This is a genomic window from Kluyvera genomosp. 1 (assembly GCF_001266615.1).
Taxonomy (GTDB): domain Bacteria; phylum Pseudomonadota; class Gammaproteobacteria; order Enterobacterales; family Enterobacteriaceae; genus Kluyvera; species Kluyvera cryocrescens_A.
This window is the reverse complement of record NZ_LGHZ01000009.1, coordinates 26,259-41,215: the sequence shown is the minus strand read 5'-3', so window position 1 is coordinate 41,215 and position 14,957 is coordinate 26,259. Positions and strand designations below refer to the sequence as shown.

The 14,957-nt window shown below is 51.2% G+C and carries 17 protein-coding genes; 8 read left to right on the top strand and 9 right to left on the bottom strand.

What is annotated here, in order from left to right; all coding sequences use genetic code 11:
* Positions 1–12: 12 nt before the first annotated feature.
* From KP80_RS05775 to KP80_RS05755, 5 genes are read right to left on the bottom strand one after another with little or no spacing between them, the layout of a single operon-like run.
* Positions 13–270, bottom strand: a complete 258-nt coding sequence (locus KP80_RS05775) for a EutN/CcmL family microcompartment protein (protein WP_052282640.1) — start codon at positions 268–270, stop codon at positions 13–15.
* A gap of 26 nt (positions 271–296) precedes the next feature.
* Positions 297–1,898: an acetaldehyde dehydrogenase (acetylating) gene (locus tag KP80_RS05770; RefSeq protein ID WP_052282639.1), complete on the bottom strand. Its 1,602-nt coding sequence runs from the start codon at positions 1,896–1,898 to the stop codon at positions 297–299.
* 52 nt (positions 1,899–1,950) lie between these two features.
* A complete protein-coding gene (locus KP80_RS05765; RefSeq protein WP_015585230.1) occupies positions 1,951–2,229 on the bottom strand; it encodes a BMC domain-containing protein in 279 nt (92 codons plus the stop codon).
* Positions 2,230–2,244: 15 nt separating this feature from the next.
* The gene (locus tag KP80_RS05760; protein ID WP_052282638.1) at positions 2,245–2,529 is read right to left on the bottom strand and encodes a BMC domain-containing protein; all 285 of its coding nucleotides are present in this window, start codon (positions 2,527–2,529) and stop codon (positions 2,245–2,247) included.
* Positions 2,530–2,545: 16 nt separating this feature from the next.
* Positions 2,546–2,824 carry a BMC domain-containing protein gene (locus KP80_RS05755; protein WP_010634659.1) on the bottom strand — a complete coding sequence of 93 codons (279 nt, stop codon included), beginning with the start codon at positions 2,822–2,824 and terminating at the stop codon, positions 2,546–2,548.
* A 466-nt stretch (positions 2,825–3,290) separates the two neighbouring features.
* Between KP80_RS05755 and KP80_RS05750 the strand changes: the two genes are divergently transcribed.
* Positions 3,291–3,710, top strand: coding sequence for a FosA family fosfomycin resistance glutathione transferase (locus KP80_RS05750; protein WP_052282637.1), 420 nt, complete (start codon positions 3,291–3,293; stop codon positions 3,708–3,710).
* A gap of 4 nt (positions 3,711–3,714) precedes the next feature.
* Here KP80_RS05750 and KP80_RS05745 read toward each other — a convergent pair whose 3' ends face one another.
* The 3 genes from KP80_RS05745 to KP80_RS05735 are packed head-to-tail and all read right to left on the bottom strand — an operon-like array spanning position 3,715 to position 5,626.
* The gene (locus KP80_RS05745; RefSeq protein ID WP_052282636.1) at positions 3,715–4,233 is read right to left on the bottom strand and encodes a FidL-like protein; all 519 of its coding nucleotides are present in this window, start codon (positions 4,231–4,233) and stop codon (positions 3,715–3,717) included.
* On the bottom strand, positions 4,230–5,027 hold the full coding sequence (locus tag KP80_RS05740) for a winged helix-turn-helix domain-containing protein (protein WP_052282635.1): 798 nt from the start codon (positions 5,025–5,027) through the stop codon (positions 4,230–4,232). The genes KP80_RS05745 and KP80_RS05740 overlap by 4 nt, the downstream gene beginning before the upstream one ends.
* Positions 5,028–5,047: 20 nt before the next feature.
* Positions 5,048–5,626, bottom strand: coding sequence for a TetR/AcrR family transcriptional regulator (locus tag KP80_RS05735; RefSeq protein WP_052282634.1), 579 nt, complete (start codon positions 5,624–5,626; stop codon positions 5,048–5,050).
* 342 nt (positions 5,627–5,968) lie between these two features.
* On the opposite strand from KP80_RS05735, the gene KP80_RS05730 reads away from it, so the two are divergent.
* The 5 genes from KP80_RS05730 to KP80_RS05710 all read left to right on the top strand — a co-directional run bounded on the left by KP80_RS05730 (position 5,969) and on the right by KP80_RS05710 (position 11,258).
* Positions 5,969–6,760, top strand: coding sequence for a PhzF family phenazine biosynthesis protein (locus tag KP80_RS05730; protein ID WP_052282633.1), 792 nt, complete (start codon positions 5,969–5,971; stop codon positions 6,758–6,760).
* Positions 6,761–6,932: 172 nt separating this feature from the next.
* Positions 6,933–8,345, top strand: coding sequence for a hypothetical protein (locus tag KP80_RS05725; protein ID WP_052282632.1), 1,413 nt, complete (start codon positions 6,933–6,935; stop codon positions 8,343–8,345).
* Positions 8,346–8,768: 423 nt separating this feature from the next.
* Positions 8,769–9,617 carry a hypothetical protein gene (locus KP80_RS05720; protein ID WP_052282631.1) on the top strand — a complete coding sequence of 283 codons (849 nt, stop codon included), beginning with the start codon at positions 8,769–8,771 and terminating at the stop codon, positions 9,615–9,617.
* 111 nt (positions 9,618–9,728) lie between these two features.
* Entirely contained in the window at positions 9,729–10,394 is a 666-nt protein-coding gene (locus tag KP80_RS05715; protein ID WP_052282630.1) for an HNH endonuclease signature motif containing protein, read from the top strand.
* A 339-nt stretch (positions 10,395–10,733) separates the two neighbouring features.
* Positions 10,734–11,258 (top strand): GrpB family protein, encoded by a 525-nt coding sequence (locus KP80_RS05710; protein WP_052282629.1) that lies wholly within the window; start codon positions 10,734–10,736, stop codon positions 11,256–11,258.
* A gap of 183 nt (positions 11,259–11,441) precedes the next feature.
* Here the strand turns inward: KP80_RS05710 and KP80_RS05705 are convergent, their stop codons facing one another.
* The gene (locus KP80_RS05705) at positions 11,442–12,326 is read right to left on the bottom strand and encodes a LysR family transcriptional regulator (RefSeq protein WP_052282628.1); all 885 of its coding nucleotides are present in this window, start codon (positions 12,324–12,326) and stop codon (positions 11,442–11,444) included.
* Positions 12,327–12,590: 264 nt separating this feature from the next.
* On the opposite strand from KP80_RS05705, the gene KP80_RS05700 reads away from it, so the two are divergent.
* Both KP80_RS05700 and KP80_RS05695 read left to right on the top strand, forming a co-directional pair.
* The gene (locus KP80_RS05700; protein ID WP_052282627.1) at positions 12,591–13,649 is read left to right on the top strand and encodes an alpha/beta hydrolase; all 1,059 of its coding nucleotides are present in this window, start codon (positions 12,591–12,593) and stop codon (positions 13,647–13,649) included.
* A 138-nt stretch (positions 13,650–13,787) separates the two neighbouring features.
* A complete protein-coding gene (locus KP80_RS05695; protein ID WP_052282626.1) occupies positions 13,788–14,915 on the top strand; it encodes an MFS transporter in 1,128 nt (375 codons plus the stop codon).
* The last annotated feature ends 42 nt before the right edge of the window (positions 14,916–14,957 follow it).

Below are 14,957 nucleotides of genomic sequence, written 5' to 3'. Positions count from 1 at the left end.
GTTATTGACTCCTTAAGCGTCCCGAAACACGTTCTCGACAATGGCAACCACTGACATGGCCCGGTAGCGGTCTTTGTTCAGCGCCAGGTACTCTTCGGCGAGCACGATGTCGTGCATGCCGGCACCCACGCTATCGACGGCGACCCAGGTCTGGTTTTTCATCGGCTGCTGTTCATCATCTAATTTGCAGATCAGCAGCAGATTGCTGCCACGGAGCTCATCGCACTTCTGCGTGGCCACCACATGTCCGACTACCTTTGCGAGAATCATTGTTTATATCGCCTTATATCAATGTGTTACTTGCCAAGGCGTTCCAGCACCTGGCGGATGACGCGCTCCACGTTCTGCTCGCTGATCTCGCCTTCAACGCTTGCCGTCGCGGTTGCCGCAAAGCGGTCATCGGCGTGGCTTGCGTGGCTCACCGGAGCGGGGGAGGCGAAACGGGCATCGTCGAGAATGCTGCGGCGCGGGTCGGCGGCAGGGGCAGAGGCGACGATGGTTGGCTGTGGCTCCACGCGTGTACCCGGTGCGCGCAATTCATCAATAGAGCGCACGCCGTAGCCCACTTTGCGAATATTCAGTAGATTCATCGGGCCGACGTTATCGGAGCTGGAACCGCCGCCCACCGCACCGCAGCCGAGCGTTAGCGCCGGGGTGATATTGGTGGTGGCACCGATGCCGCCGAGGGCCGCGGGCGTATTAATCAGAATGCGGTTCACTGGTTTTTCGAGGCAGAACTGGCGGATCACGTCCTGATTACGGGTGTGGATCACCAGCGTGTGGCCAAGTCCTTCGTTGGTCAGCAGTTCAACCACGCGGTGGCAGGCGGCTTTCCAGTCCTCTTCCACGTACAGGCCCAGTACCGGGCACAGTTTTTCGCGGGAGTAGGGGTTTTTTGACGAGACGGTGGTCTGCTCGGCAATCAGCACGCGGGTGCTGGCTGGGACGCAGAAGCCCGCCATCTGGCTTAAGTAGAGAGCGGTTTTACCCACCACTTTCGGGTTGATGGTGCCGTTTGGACGCAGCAGCAGGGCCGCCATTTTCGCCGCTTCGGCTTCGCTCATAAAGTGCGCGCCCTGGGCTTCCAGCTCGCGGTGGACTTCGTCGTAAATGCAGCGTTCGACGATGATCGACTGCTCGGAGGCGCAGATCACCCCGTTATCGAAGGTTTTGCTGGTGATGATATCTTTCACCGCGTGGTGAATATCGGCGCTGCGCTCGATAAACGCCGGGCCGTTGCCCGGGCCGCCGCTGATGGTTGGGGTGCCAGACGCGTACGCCGCACGCACCATCCCTTCGCCGCCGGTCGCCAGAATCAACGACACGTCTTTGCTGTGCATCAGTTCGGAGGTGGCTTCGAGCGTCAGTTCGGTCACGCCATCGACGATACCCACTGGGGCACCGGCCGCTTCCGCCGCGCGTTTAACGATCTCAATCGCTTTCCAGCTGCACTGCCGTGCGCCCGGATGCGGCGAGAAGATAATGGCGTTGCCGGCTTTCAGCGCAATCAGCGTTTTGTAGATAACCGTTGAGGTAGGGTTGGTTGACGGCACCAGCGCGCAAATCACACCCAGCGGTACGCCCACGTCCATCACTTTATTCTGTTGATCGTCATGAATGATGCCGACGGTCTTCATATCTTTGATGGCGTCGTAAACGCGCAGCGAGGCAAAACGGTTCTTCAGGACTTTATCCTGCCAGTTGCCAAAGCCGGTCTCTTCCGCGGCCATTTTCGCCAGCGACTCGGCGTGATGCGCCGCTTCCTGGGCCACGTTTTTCACGATGGCGTCGATTTGCTGTTGCGAAAAGGTGGCCATTATCGCCTGTGCCTTTTTGGCGTTGCGCACCAGTTCTCTCGCGTTCTGGCGGGAGAGCAAATCGGTATCCAGTTCAATCATGAGTCTATCCTTCATCAGACTAAAAGAGTGCAGACGGGGCGTACCCGCTCAGTCATGCTTTGTGCTGCGACGCAATTTTTTCGATGTCGTTGTGCGGGCGGGCAATCACGCGAGAGGTGACCACTTCGCCGATGCGTTTTGCCGCTTCCACGCCGGAGTCCACCGCCGCGTTAACCGCGCCGACGTCGCCTTTCACCATCGCGGTGACGAGGCCGGAGCCGACGTTTTCATAGCCGATAAGCTCGACATTGGCGGCTTTACACATCGCATCTGCCGCTTCAATGCAGGCCACCAGACCTTTGGTTTCGATTAAGCCAAGCGCTTCTTTCATCATGTTCTCTCCGGTTTATTCGGTAATTTTGTAGTGCGAGATAATCTTGCTGATGTCATTGTGCGGACGCGCAATCACCAACGAGGTGACCACTTCGCCGATGCGCTGCGCGGACTCCACGCCGGAATCAACAGCCGCTTTCACTGCGCCGACGTCGCCTTTCACCATCGCGGTCACAAGGCCGGAACCGACGTTTTCGTAGCCGATAAGCTCGACGTTGGCGGCTTTACACATCGCATCCGCCGCTTCGATACAGGCCACCAGACCTTTGGTTTCAATCAGACCTAATGCATCACCCATTTGCGTTCTCCCGGCCTTACGCCTTGTGTTTAATGACGATTTTGTTGATGTCGTTGTGTGGACGCGCAATCACCAGCGACGTCACCACTTCCCCGATGCGCTGCGCCGATTCCACACCGGAATCCACCGCGGCTTTCACCGCACCGACGTCGCCTTTCACCATCACGGTGACGAGGCCGGAGCCGATGTTCTCGTAGCTAATCAGTTCAACGTTGGCGGATTTGCACATCGCATCCGCGGCTTCAATACAGGCCACCAGACCTTTGGTTTCGATAAGCCCTAATGCATCACCCATGGTTTTTTCCTCTGGACAGGTTGTGTGATTACCGGAAAACCGTCCGCGTCACGGCGTTAACCCACGGCAGCGGCGTTCGAAGGTCACTATAGAGGCTGGCAAGTTCGGTGGAATTTAAATCCGTATGGGGTGTGTAATTAGAATAATGCTCTGAAATTTAGCGTGATTTAGCCTTAGATTTATCTGTTTATGCTGTTTGTCGGTTGGGGATTTTGCGTTGTGTATGGCGGTTTTTTAGCCGTTTATTAGGGAGGCTGAGAATGTTGCTAACTTGCTAAAAAATTAAGAGAATCAGGTGACATCGCGCGAAGCTATCTGTGGGGCGGCGCAAATTTTGCCGACGAAGCTAAACGCAAAAAATGCGGTTTTGTATTGGGAAAAGCGGGCATGAAAATGGCCGTGCGCGGTGGGTCACACTCTGCCGCGCAGCCGTGCGGGCAGAACATCACAAAAAGAGCGGGAATCAATGCTAACTGGACTCAATCACCTTACCCTCGCCGTGAGCGAACTGGCGCAAAGCGTGGCGTTTTATCAGCAGCTTCCGGGTATGCGGCTTCACGCCCGCTGGGACAGCGGCGCCTATCTCTCCTGCGGCGAACTGTGGCTGTGCCTGTCACTTGACGCTCAGCGACGAATAACGCCACCGGAGGCGAGCGACTACACCCATTACGCTTTCAGCGTGGCGGCGGAGCAGTTTGCTGAGGTCACTTCGCAGCTGGCGGCAAGCGGTGTGGTGGTGTGGAAGGAAAATCGCAGTGAAGGGGAGTCGTACTATTTTCTTGACCCGGACGGCCATAAGCTCGAACTGCACGTTGGCAACCTTGCTCAACGGTTGGATGCCTGCCGCGAAAAGCCCTATGCCGGAATGGTGTTCTACGACGCGTGAGAGGTTAGTCGAGCTTGCTGCCGGATTTCAGCGTGCAAATCCACAGCGGTGAGTTGATGGAGCTTAACAAAATGGCTTTGTCGTTAAGCTTTTGCGCATTCAGGAACAGGCCGTCGTGGCTGTCGGACATCTCGCGCATAAAGTAGTCGAAAATCACGTCCGGCGATTCATCAATCGACGATGCGCTGGATTCCCACTTATTGATCCGATAATGGCGCTCGGTGGTGGAGATGCGTTTGCTGCTGTAGGTGAATTTGACGTAGCGCTGGAGATAGAGCCAACCTGCGGCCGAGTCGGTATAACCTTCCACCACCATCGACCCTTTACCGTTGCCGCCGAAGGTAAAATGGATATTGCCGTTCACGTTCTCTTTATCCATGTTTTCAAAACGCATAATGCCTTTGGTTGAACAGCTCATTGCGCCTTCGTTTTCTGCCGGCAGCAAACGCCAGGCGCAAAAGGCGGCAGCGGCGATAAATACCAGCACGCAAAGGGCGAAGAAAGGACGCGGGGCAAGTTTCATTGCGGCTTCCAGGAGTAGTAAAAGTAGTTATCGCAGTAGCTAAACGGGTTGTCTTCGTGCATCGCGCAGTGGGCTAAGAACACACGCCCGAGGCCGTTGGTTTCGAGCCGGTCGCCGTAGAAGAACAGAAAACGCTCGCCGGGTTTACATTCCACGTTCAGCCGCTGGCGCACCTTATCGAAATTCGTGGCGTAGCCGCTAGCGCTGACGGAGCGCAGCATCTCATCGCTCGCCAGCAGTTCACACTGGCTGTGGCTTATCTGCGTTAAGTTGAGAGGCCGGGATTCACGGGTACCGACCAGGCTAAACGCCACCAGCAGTACTGCGATGGTCAGCAAACAGGCTCCGGCGATATACCAGCACATGCCGCGCGCGTGCGGTGTTGGTGGCGGCGTGACGGGCAGTGCGGATACGGCGAGATCGGTTTCTGCCGCGGGCGGTTTTAACGGCGCAGCGGGTGATTCATCCAACGCTTGAATCACCACGTCGGGGTTGAGCTGTAAATAGCCGCGTGAGACGGTGACGATAATATTGTCGATACCGTAGTGGCGACAGGTTTTACGCAGCATGCTCAGGTACTGATTCAGGTTACTGTTGGATGAGGTTAATCCGTTGTCATCCCAGACTTTTTTCAATACTTCATCACGGCTGATGATGCCGGTGTTGTGCAGAAAATAATTGAGCAGGGCGCTGGCGGTGATCGACAGCTGGCTATCGGGTTCATCGCTTTGCGGCAGCATGATTGTGCCGTCGGTGGTGTCGTAAATAAAACGGGCATTGATGTTGTAGCGCATCGCGGCCTCAGCAGTAGGCTTCACGCGGGAAGCGTCATCTTATTAAGAGAGGCAACCAGCGTCCGACGATGTTCCTCGTTCATGGTTATCCCTTCCGTCAACTCAGACAGCCAGATACCGTCTGCGGTATAGCGCACCAGCGTGCCGATGGGGCTGTTATCCAGTTCATCACCGCGCGCCAGGTGGTCCAGCATCCAGTCGCGCCAGCATTTTCGCAGCACTGGTTCATCGGGCATCGCCAGCGACAGCACCATCAGCTGACGGCTTTCGTGGGTATCCGTCAAGTCGGCCAGATAGTTCAGATAGGCGCGGGTAAATCGCCCGTAGCTGATATTGTCCTGCTGCATCAGCGCGGTGATGGCTTCTTCCATAATCGCCAGCAGTCGGGCAAAGAGGGCGAAAATCAGCGCCTGTTTATTGGGGAAGTGGTGGATTAATCCCCCTTTACTGACGCCTGCCTCGCGGGCCACGGCGTTTAGCGACAGGGCGGCGATACCATCACGACCGGCAATCATCGCCGCCGACTCCAGCAATTGCTGGTGTAGACGGACCGGATCTTTTTTGCGGTGCTGCACTTCTGTATTCATGTGGTGAATCATACCGACCAGACGGTATGTATATTTTTGATAGCGATCAAAGGCATGAGGATGTCCTTATCATGAATATGGTTAATGCGTGGCGGGTCACAAATTGTCTTATCAATAGGGCGATGTACTGAAGTGGAGGGGCCATACAGGCTGAAGAGATGAAACGCCGCGAGGCAGCGATATTTCTCGCTGTAGCCGATTGATGGCGAGATGGCTGGCCGTTGGCGATCTTTAGCGGCGGGGGATACCTGCTATTTATGACGGGGATGAATCCACAGAAAAGCATTCGACATTGCGTGATGTCGTGGCATGGTAGAGCGTGAGTGGTCACAAGAATAACGAGAGGCTTAAGTAATGAAAGAAATTGATTTTTATATGGTAGATGCCTTCACCTCCGACACCTTTGGCGGCAATGCCGCGGCAGTCTGCCCGCTTACCGAGTGGCTGCCCGATGCGACATTATTGAAGATGGCGCAGCAGCATAATCAGTCGGAAACCGCGTTTTTTGTGACAACCGACAGCGGCTTTGAGCTGCGCTGGTTTACCACCCAGGGTGAAATCAACCTCTGCGGTCACGCGACGCTGGCCGCCGCCCACGTGATTTTTGAATATCTCGATTACCCGGACACCACGGTGCGCTTCGACACCCGCTTTGTCGGCCCGCTGGCAGTGACGCGCAGCGGCGAATGGCTCACCCTCGATTTTCCTGCCTGGAAAACCGAGCCGGTCACGCCACCGGCCCTGCTGCTGGAAGCGCTGGGCATCACGCAATACCAGGAGGTGCGCGTGGCGCGAGACTATATGGTGGTGCTGGAGAATCAACAGCAGGTGGAAGCCGCGCGCCCGGATATTCACGCCATGCAGCCGCTGGGCAAAATGGTCTGCATTACCGCGCCCGGAGATGGGGAATATGATTTTGTCAGCCGCTTCTTCTGCCCAGGCGAAGCCGTTGCCGAAGACCCTGTCACCGGTTCGGCGCACAGCATGCTGATCCCTTACTGGGCGGAAAAGCTCAATAAAACCCAAATGCTGGCGCGCCAGGTCTCCGCACGCGGTGGCGATCTCCGTTGCCAACTGCTAGGCGAGCGGGTGCATATCGGCGGCCAGGCAACGACATATTTGATTGGCAAGGTGTTGTTGCGGTAGATGGGGGAAAGTTGGTCTCGGCGCTGGGTGAAGTGGGAGACCAGCTTGTTTCTGATGGGGGCTAAGCTGTCGATATGTTTATCGTTGCCCTCATCTCACTCGATGTTTATCTAAAAATTCACGCCTTGCTGCCGATACCTTTATTTCTTAATCAATATATGAAGGAACATGTATGTCTAGCGCTCGCCCTTTAATACGCTCACTTTTTATTCTCACTTTTCTACCTTCTTTGTTCGTTCAGGCTGCGGATAAATCAATGGTGACTGGTGGCGGCATTAACCCCCTATCAGTCACCAGAATCCACGATCGTGTGAATTACATGATGTCATTGAATCTCAATGATGGAAAAATAACTCAGCAGTGGCGCTCTGTGGATTGTAAACGAGGGGAAGCGCAGCTCCTGTATAAGGATTTACTGAACGAGAAGGGGTTCACTAAAGCTCGTTTTTATGGCAAAAGCTACCTCCGTTATGCGCCTGCGCAAGAAGATAAGTATATGACAGCAGAGGATATCCGTACGGTTTGTAAGCTACCGGTAAAAGAGGCAAGGTGGGAAAAACTGTCAACCACCTCTACAACGGGTATTACCGATCTTGTTGATGTAAATAGCATCCAGCGTAATGGCGATATTTTATCGGTACGTATGGGATATGACTTTGCAGATATCATCTGGGAACCCCCTTACGATGCTCCGCTGGGATTAAAAGTTGAACACTATTTATATAACTGTAAAACCCACAAGGGTGATGCTGTCGCTGCAATGAATTTCGATAGTGATGGGCGGGTGACCGACTCACTTATCACCGCAGATATTGTTCGCCGCAAGAGTAGCTTCAATATTAGCCCTGAAAAGACGCAGCACTTCACGCAATTATGCCAATTACCTGCAGGTAAAATGTTCACTGCTAAGGGGCATTTTGAGTCTGCGGTTAATAAAAAAGCATCAGCGCTGATGGGGCCCACGATGCCCGATCTGAGCAATAATAATCCGCAATGGTTAAACAAATACCCCCTTTCGGCTGAAATTGAACAGCAGGCACAATTATTGATCAAACCATGGGCGCTTCCGCGCTTTAAACAGATTCGTTATACGGAATCTAGCGCGTTTGGAAAGGTCAATGTCCAGTTGGATGCGCAAGCGGATGGCTATATTCGTAAGTTGGAAGAATACGGCATCTGGACGGTGCAACGTTTAACGATAGCTAATCAACTTCAACTGAAATTCGCGATGTCCATCAGCAGTGGTGCTTCACTGCTCAACAAGCTGCATACGGATCTGCGTTTCCCATTAGCAAAAGGCCAGCAATATCAGGCGCAATGGGACAGTATTGATGCCGATAAGAAAGTGGTTACTGCGACCTTACGCTGCGATGTAACGGAAGAAGGGAATGCAAGCAACCTGGCACCCGAGTTTAGTGGAAAGTATCTATTAGTTGACTGCCACCAGACGAATGAAGGGCAGATGGAGAGCAGTAACAAACTCGCCTGGTTGCAAGAGTTAAACGTCTTTGTCCCTGTCACTATGCAAGTAGGGGATAAACCTGAAAGCCCGGTGAAATTGGAAAACGTTAGCGTGTCACGCTAATCAACCAGTTGGCTCACCACTTAAACTGGTGAGCCCTCGTCTACAATAACCGTCTGTGAGGAAAATTACGAGCATCCATGCTTTTCTTAAGGTTGGATAAGCCAGTACTTTGGTCCGCTTGGTGCCAAAAGCGGGCATCACAAAAGTCTGTATTTACTAGTCTGAAGCGAAAAGATCTCACCGCATAGGCATGCAGGTGTGCATAATTCATCAGGGGCGTTTCCCCGGGAGCGAGCCGTAAAGGGGGCGGGTAAAGCCCCTCTCACGTCAGAGTTGTCTGTTGCGACAAATGCTCCAAGAACGGTCATCAGCAATAAGTGAGCAAAGATGCCTCTTGAGTTTTTTTTATAAATGTAAGAGTATTCATTCAGTGATAAATAATCACTTTACAAAAATAACAAAAAAAAGGTGCATTTAAAATATATGAAAGCTTATCTGGATACAAATATACTAAGACAGCTGAATAAAATCCCGAACGAAAGTAATATTGAATTAATATGTTCACAACTTGGCATCTTGGAACTGATTGCAGGGATGACGTCAGAAAAAGAGTACAATATACGGAAAGTCTCGCTGATTAATATATTGAATCGTAAGGTGAAAATCGTATGGGAATCCGTAGGTACCTTACAGGCTAAGGCATTTGGTCTTGTCTTCAATGATTATGATGTGCCAGCCACAAAGTTGTTAATGGAACAGATTATAAAAACAGACACACTACCTGAGGCAAAGAATGTAAAAGTTGAACTAGGTGGAAAAGTGTACTCCATTGAGACGTTAACTAATTATGACAATATGCTTGTAGAGGAATCAACATTACTTTTCAAACAAACAATGCTAACAGAAAAAGAAGATAGAAAATATCTTCGAAACAATCCTTATACAGCAGCAGAAATAAGAGTGCATACTGAAATAACTTTAATCAAATTTCTCCACTCGCTCGGAATAAGGAAATTTAGACCGGGGGCTGAATCTGATCCTGAGAGGGATTTTACTCCTGAGTATTTAAACGCCATCAACAAATACAATCAAAATAAAATACTAGATAATTATTTGAAATGTTTAACTATATATATTTTAGATGCAATAAAAACAGGTAGCCAACCGGGTAAGAACGATAGTCACGACATATGTCATATAGCGTACTGCGATCATATTGATTTATTTATTTCCAATGACAAAATTTATCAACGCTTCCCGAAAGATTTATTGAGCGTGAAAATTTTAACCTTAGATGAATTTATGATGGATCACCCTTATAGCGAAGACTGAAACAATTTTATCAGAAAGCTATCGAGTTAAGTTTCGTGGTGGTTGCTTAAAGAAATAGAGGCATGCGTTTATTCTTACACCATTAACACTTTATATGAAATCGGATCAAAAATGATATTTGGTAAGCAAAAAACTTCAGAGAGTATATTAAAAATGAGGGCGGCATTAGAAAGGGATATCGAAGCCAATACAGAAGATTGGTCAGAACTTGTGGAGGAACTGATACCATCAAACCAGAGGCAAGAATGGAAGGATTGGCTTAATGAAAATATAAAAAAATTATTAGAAGAAGGCTTTGAAAAACAAAGTGAAATATTGATTCACTTTTTCTTGTCATCTATTAACAAGAACTCGCCCTCCTTACAATCAGAACAAAATGAAGTTGATACATCTCGTCGTTATGGCGAGGCAGAGATAAGAAATGGGCAAGCCGAATTTTCTTTAGCAGTCAGAGAAAATTGTGGCAACAAATGCGTTGTTACTGGATGTTGTGTAGGTTCACGGCTCCAGGCTGCGCACATCATTCCACATAACAGAGATATTGATTATTCCGTTTCTAATGGATTACTTCTACGTGCAGATATACACCTGATGTTAGATAGTGGGGATTGTGCTATTGATCCTATTAATAAGAAAATTTATTTCAAACAGTCAGCTATGGATATGGACTCTGATCTTAAAAATTTAAATGAGAAAAGTATTAATGGATTTAAAACCGATATCAACTGGAGTGGGTTTGAAGAAGGCTGGAATGAATACAACAAACAATATACATGATATTCACGGATGTTTTTTGCTAACTTATTTCCATAATCAGACGTTAAAATGTTACTGAAGTGATTACTATCTGTACGAATGTCCGCTTCTCGCTCACAGCAGACCTTCATCTCAGTTAGCTCGTCCGCTCCGTGCCAGAACCGGACTCGGTGGTTTCAGTCATAATTATCATTGAAATATTTGCCATAACCCTCCTGACCTTTCACAAAACTCGCCTTTATTGACAGCGGCCTATACGATGCCCCGTTGGCTAGCGGTGCCAGTCAATGTAAACGGCCCGCTAGACAAGAGTCATTTGAAACCCCACTAATGAATAAAAGGGTATTGGCGGAGAAAGTGATGAGAGTAATAGACGTTGTTGATTACAATACGCAGTGGCCAAGTCTGTTTGCCGAGGAGTCCGCAGTGTTGCTAGCTGCGCTTGAAAACAAAATTTCGAGAATTCATCACGTCGGGAGCACCTCGGTACCCGGTATGGCGGCAAAACCCGTCATAGATATTTTACTGGAGGTTATTGATTGTGCGGCTCTGGATAGCTTAGACCCCGCTATGGAAAGCGCCGGTTATATGGCTCGTGGAGAGTATGGAATTCCGAATCGCAGATATTTTTCTAAAGGCGGTGAGCAACGCAGCCATCAGGTCCATGCTTTTGTCATGGGTGATGCACACATCCTGAAGCTTCTCGCGTTTCGCAATTACCTTATAAAAAATGAAGACATAGCAGAACAGTACGCAGAAATTAAACGGGCTGGGGCATTAGCAAGCGAGAACGATATTCGTCGCTATAGTGCTTTCAAGGCGGGATTCATTGAACACCACCTCAGATTGGCTCTCATTGTTCATGAGCAAAATCAGTCATCCTGAAAATATCGTGATTGAATCGCCACTGCTCTAATCGATGTGTCAGAGTCCATATCGATGGCTTTGCAATGCTAGCTCACCGTTATCGCTAGCTTCCCCCCTCGCTCAAAGCGGCCCCTTGGAATTGAAAGCAGAGAAATTCCCTAACATAATTCTGCGCTGTGAAGAGTCGGTCATCGTTAATGCTCAGATTTTCAATGTATCAATGACCATCCGCAGGGCGGGGGAGACGTTACGATGGGGATAATAGAGAAACAATCCTTCCATTCGCAGGCTATAACGCTGTAATACCCTGATAAGCTTACCGTGTTCTAAATCATCGGCGACCAGTTCAACAGGGACATAGGCTAACCCGAGTCCCAGCCGGGCGGCTTCTGCTTCCATATAGCTGTCGGATAAGGCCCATTGTCCCTCAGGTTGGTGGGTAATTTTTTTATCATCCTGAATGAGTTCCCATTGGTATTCGCTGCCGTCGGCAAACTGATAGGCAATACAAGGATGGGTCTTTAAATCCGCCGGAGTTTGCGGAAAACCGTAGCGACGAAAATGTTCCGGAGTCCCCACAATGGCCATCTCCATATCGGGCGTGATGCGCACCGCGACCATGCCCTGGCCGACCTCAGGCCCCAGACGGACGCCGGCATCGAATCGCTCCTCGATAATATCGACGAACCGGCTCTCATTCATCAGTTCAAGCCTGATATCAGGATAGCGCTGTTTAAATACCGCCAGCTTTGGCAGCAGGCATTTATCAATCGCGTGCTGGCTGGCATTGATACGCACTGTGCCGGAGGGCGTCTCACGATAGTGCGCCAGCGTGGCAAGCCCAAGATCTAACGTATCAAATCCCGATGCCGTCTTTTGGTAGAGCTGCTCGCCTGCTTGCGTCAGCGACAGTTTACGCGTGGTGCGCACCAGCAGCTGGACGCCCAGCCTTTCTTCAAGCTCACGAACGGAACGGCTGACCCCTGACTGAGCAAGCCCCAGCCGCTGAGCCGCTGCGGTAAAACTTCCTTCTCGTACCACCTGCATAAATAGGTACAGCTCGTTGTAATTCTCCCTTTTTGCCATTGAACAATTCCCCCTGCATGACAGCAAACTCAGTATTAATTTATAACAATATGGTATCAATCTTAGCAGTAATCGCCCCCTAATCAGCACTAATTCTGCTCACTATAATGACCCCATCAAAGAAAAGCACCGCAGCGTTGTCCGTCGGAAACCTGTATCTCTCTGTTGTTTTTTATGGGGATTTTTATGAAAGCCTTCACCCTAACGCTAAAAACCGCGATACCGGCCATGCTGCTATTCGCATCATTAAGTGGAGTCACGACAATGAGTTATGCTGATTCAACCAATCCTAATGCTCCTGTTTCCATGACAGATAAATGGGACAAGACCTTTGCTGAGAGCCAGAAAGTCGAACATCGTAAAGTTTCGTTCCCGAACCGATATGGCATCACCTTAGTGGGCGATCTTTATCTGCCAAAAGATCGTGGCGATCGCAAACTGGCGGCGATTGCGGTCAGTGGGCCTTTTGGTGCGGTGAAAGAGCAATCCAGCGGTCTGTACGCGCAGACGCTGGCGGAACAAGGTTTTGTTACCCTGGCGTTCGATCCTTCTTACACGGGTGAAAGCGGCGGCTATCCGCGAAACGTCGCCTCACCGGATATCAACACGGAAGATTTCAGCGCGGCGGTGGATTTCTTAGGGCTGCAAAAAGAGGTGGACCGCGACCGTATCGGGCTGCTCGGTATTTGCGGCTGGGGTGGCATGGCGTTGAACGACGCCGCGATGGATACCCGCGTTAAAGCGGTGGCTACCAGCGTGATGTACGACATGAGCAGGGCGATGGGCCATGGCGTGGGTGATGGCAAGGACCGTTATTCCACCGCCGACCGTCGTGCTGTTCTGCAGTATCTGAATGAACAGCGCTGGAAGGACGCGCAGAGCGGAACGTTCGCTCACGGTGGTCATGATATTAACGTCGACAGCAATGGTAAGGTCAGCGCGGGCGAGCGTATTCTGCCAGAAACGCTGCCGGCAAATCCGCATCCGGTACTGAAAGAGTTCTTCGATTACTATCGTATGCCGCGTGGTTTTCACGCACGATCCGTGAACTCGACCGGGGCGTGGACGGCAACGATGCCGCTGTCGTTTATGAATATGCCGCTGCTCAGCTACGCCAGTGAAATCACCATTCCGACGCTTATCGTGACCAGTGAGAAAGCGCATTCACGCTATTTTGCTGAAGATGCTTATAAGGTGGTCGGCAGTAAAGATAAAGAGCTGGTGGTGGTGCCTGGGGCAAATCACGTGGATCTGTACGATAACGTTGCCGGGAAAATACCTTTCGCGAAGTTTGAACAATTTTTCCAAACCAAGCTGAAATAACCCCTCTCCTGAATTGATAAAAAGCCACCGGTCTAAGGCTGGTGGCTTTTATCCTGATCTTTGTGAATCCCTATGTCGACACTAAACCAAACATTATCACCTCATCATCAGCACGCTTACTGGGGAGGGATTTTTGCCATGACCCTGTGCGTCTTCGTGCTGATTGCTTCTGAATTTATGCCCGTTAGCCTGCTCACGCCGATTGCCCGTGACCTGGGCGTGACGGAGGGGATGGCAGGGCAGGGGATTGCCATCTCCGGCGCGCTGGCGGTCCTGACCAGCCTGACGCTTTCGACGCTGGCTGGAAATGTGAATCGTAAGTTCCTGCTGCTGGGGATGACGGTTCTGATGGCCGTATCGGGGCTTATTATTGCGCTGGCTTCCAGTTATCTGATGTATATGGCCGGTCGTGCGATGATTGGTGTGGCCATTGGCGGATTCTGGTCGATGTCTGCGGCAACGGCGATTCGTCTGGTGCCGCAGCATCAGGTCACCCGTGCGCTGGCGATTTTCAACGGCGGTAATGCGCTGGCGACGGTCGTGGCCGCGCCGCTGGGGAGCTATCTTGGGGCCACAGTCGGGTGGCGAGGCGCATTCTTGTGCCTTGTCCCTATCGCTGTTGTCGCCCTTATCTGGCAGTGCGTCAGCCTACCCAGTATGGATGCGAATAAAAACCACACGTCACGTAGCGCGGTATTCCATTTACTTAGCCACCGCAGGGTTGCGGTTGGCATGCTGGCCTGTGGCCTGTTTTTCATGGGCCAGTTTGCGCTATTTACCTATGTGCGCCCGTTTCTGGAGACCGTGACGCGGGTGGATTCCTCAGGCCTGTCGTTGATTTTACTGGTTATCGGTGTGGCCGGGTTTATTGGCACGCTGATTGTCTCGACATTCCTCAACTGGAAATTCTACCCCACGCTGATGGCCATACCTGGATTGATGGCCGTTATTGCCATCAGCCTGATGTTTGCCGGGCATCAGGTCTGGACGGTTTCGCTGCTGTTAGGCCTCTGGGGCATGCTGGCAACCGCCGCACCAACCGGATGGTGGACATGGATTGCGCGCACATTGCCCGACAACGCGGAAGTTGGAGGCGGGCTCATGGTCGCGGTGATTCAGCTCTCCATCGCCCTTGGATCAACGGCAGGAGGCATTGTGTTTGACCACCTCGGCTGGCACAGCACGTTTGCTATGAGTAGCGTACTGCTCCTTTTCGCGGGCGTATTGACCTTTTTCACCGCACGCCATAAGGCCGGTGCGCTTTAATCCGGCGAAGGCCCGCGCCCCAGAAATGTTAACAGCATCCGT

Excerpts from the sequence above, each read along its gene's own strand:
- KP80_RS05775 (WP_052282640.1), bottom strand. The coding sequence starts at position 270 with ATGATTCTCGCAAAGGTAGTCGGACATGTGGTGGCCACGCAGAAGTGC.
- KP80_RS05770 (WP_052282639.1), bottom strand. The coding sequence starts at position 1,898 with ATGATTGAACTGGATACCGATTTGCTCTCCCGCCAGAACGCGAGAGAA.
- KP80_RS05765 (WP_015585230.1), bottom strand. The coding sequence starts at position 2,229 with ATGAAAGAAGCGCTTGGCTTAATCGAAACCAAAGGTCTGGTGGCCTGC.
- KP80_RS05760 (WP_052282638.1), bottom strand. The coding sequence starts at position 2,529 with ATGGGTGATGCATTAGGTCTGATTGAAACCAAAGGTCTGGTGGCCTGT.
- KP80_RS05755 (WP_010634659.1), bottom strand. The coding sequence starts at position 2,824 with ATGGGTGATGCATTAGGGCTTATCGAAACCAAAGGTCTGGTGGCCTGT.
- KP80_RS05750 (WP_052282637.1), top strand. The coding sequence starts at position 3,291 with ATGCTAACTGGACTCAATCACCTTACCCTCGCCGTGAGCGAACTGGCG.
- KP80_RS05745 (WP_052282636.1), bottom strand. The coding sequence starts at position 4,233 with ATGAAACTTGCCCCGCGTCCTTTCTTCGCCCTTTGCGTGCTGGTATTT.
- KP80_RS05740 (WP_052282635.1), bottom strand. The coding sequence starts at position 5,027 with ATGCGCTACAACATCAATGCCCGTTTTATTTACGACACCACCGACGGC.
- KP80_RS05735 (WP_052282634.1), bottom strand. The coding sequence starts at position 5,626 with ATGATTCACCACATGAATACAGAAGTGCAGCACCGCAAAAAAGATCCG.
- KP80_RS05730 (WP_052282633.1), top strand. The coding sequence starts at position 5,969 with ATGAAAGAAATTGATTTTTATATGGTAGATGCCTTCACCTCCGACACC.
- KP80_RS05725 (WP_052282632.1), top strand. The coding sequence starts at position 6,933 with ATGTCTAGCGCTCGCCCTTTAATACGCTCACTTTTTATTCTCACTTTT.
- KP80_RS05720 (WP_052282631.1), top strand. The coding sequence starts at position 8,769 with ATGAAAGCTTATCTGGATACAAATATACTAAGACAGCTGAATAAAATC.
- KP80_RS05715 (WP_052282630.1), top strand. The coding sequence starts at position 9,729 with ATGATATTTGGTAAGCAAAAAACTTCAGAGAGTATATTAAAAATGAGG.
- KP80_RS05710 (WP_052282629.1), top strand. The coding sequence starts at position 10,734 with ATGAGAGTAATAGACGTTGTTGATTACAATACGCAGTGGCCAAGTCTG.
- KP80_RS05705 (WP_052282628.1), bottom strand. The coding sequence starts at position 12,326 with ATGGCAAAAAGGGAGAATTACAACGAGCTGTACCTATTTATGCAGGTG.
- KP80_RS05700 (WP_052282627.1), top strand. The coding sequence starts at position 12,591 with ATGAGTTATGCTGATTCAACCAATCCTAATGCTCCTGTTTCCATGACA.
- KP80_RS05695 (WP_052282626.1), top strand. The coding sequence starts at position 13,788 with ATGACCCTGTGCGTCTTCGTGCTGATTGCTTCTGAATTTATGCCCGTT.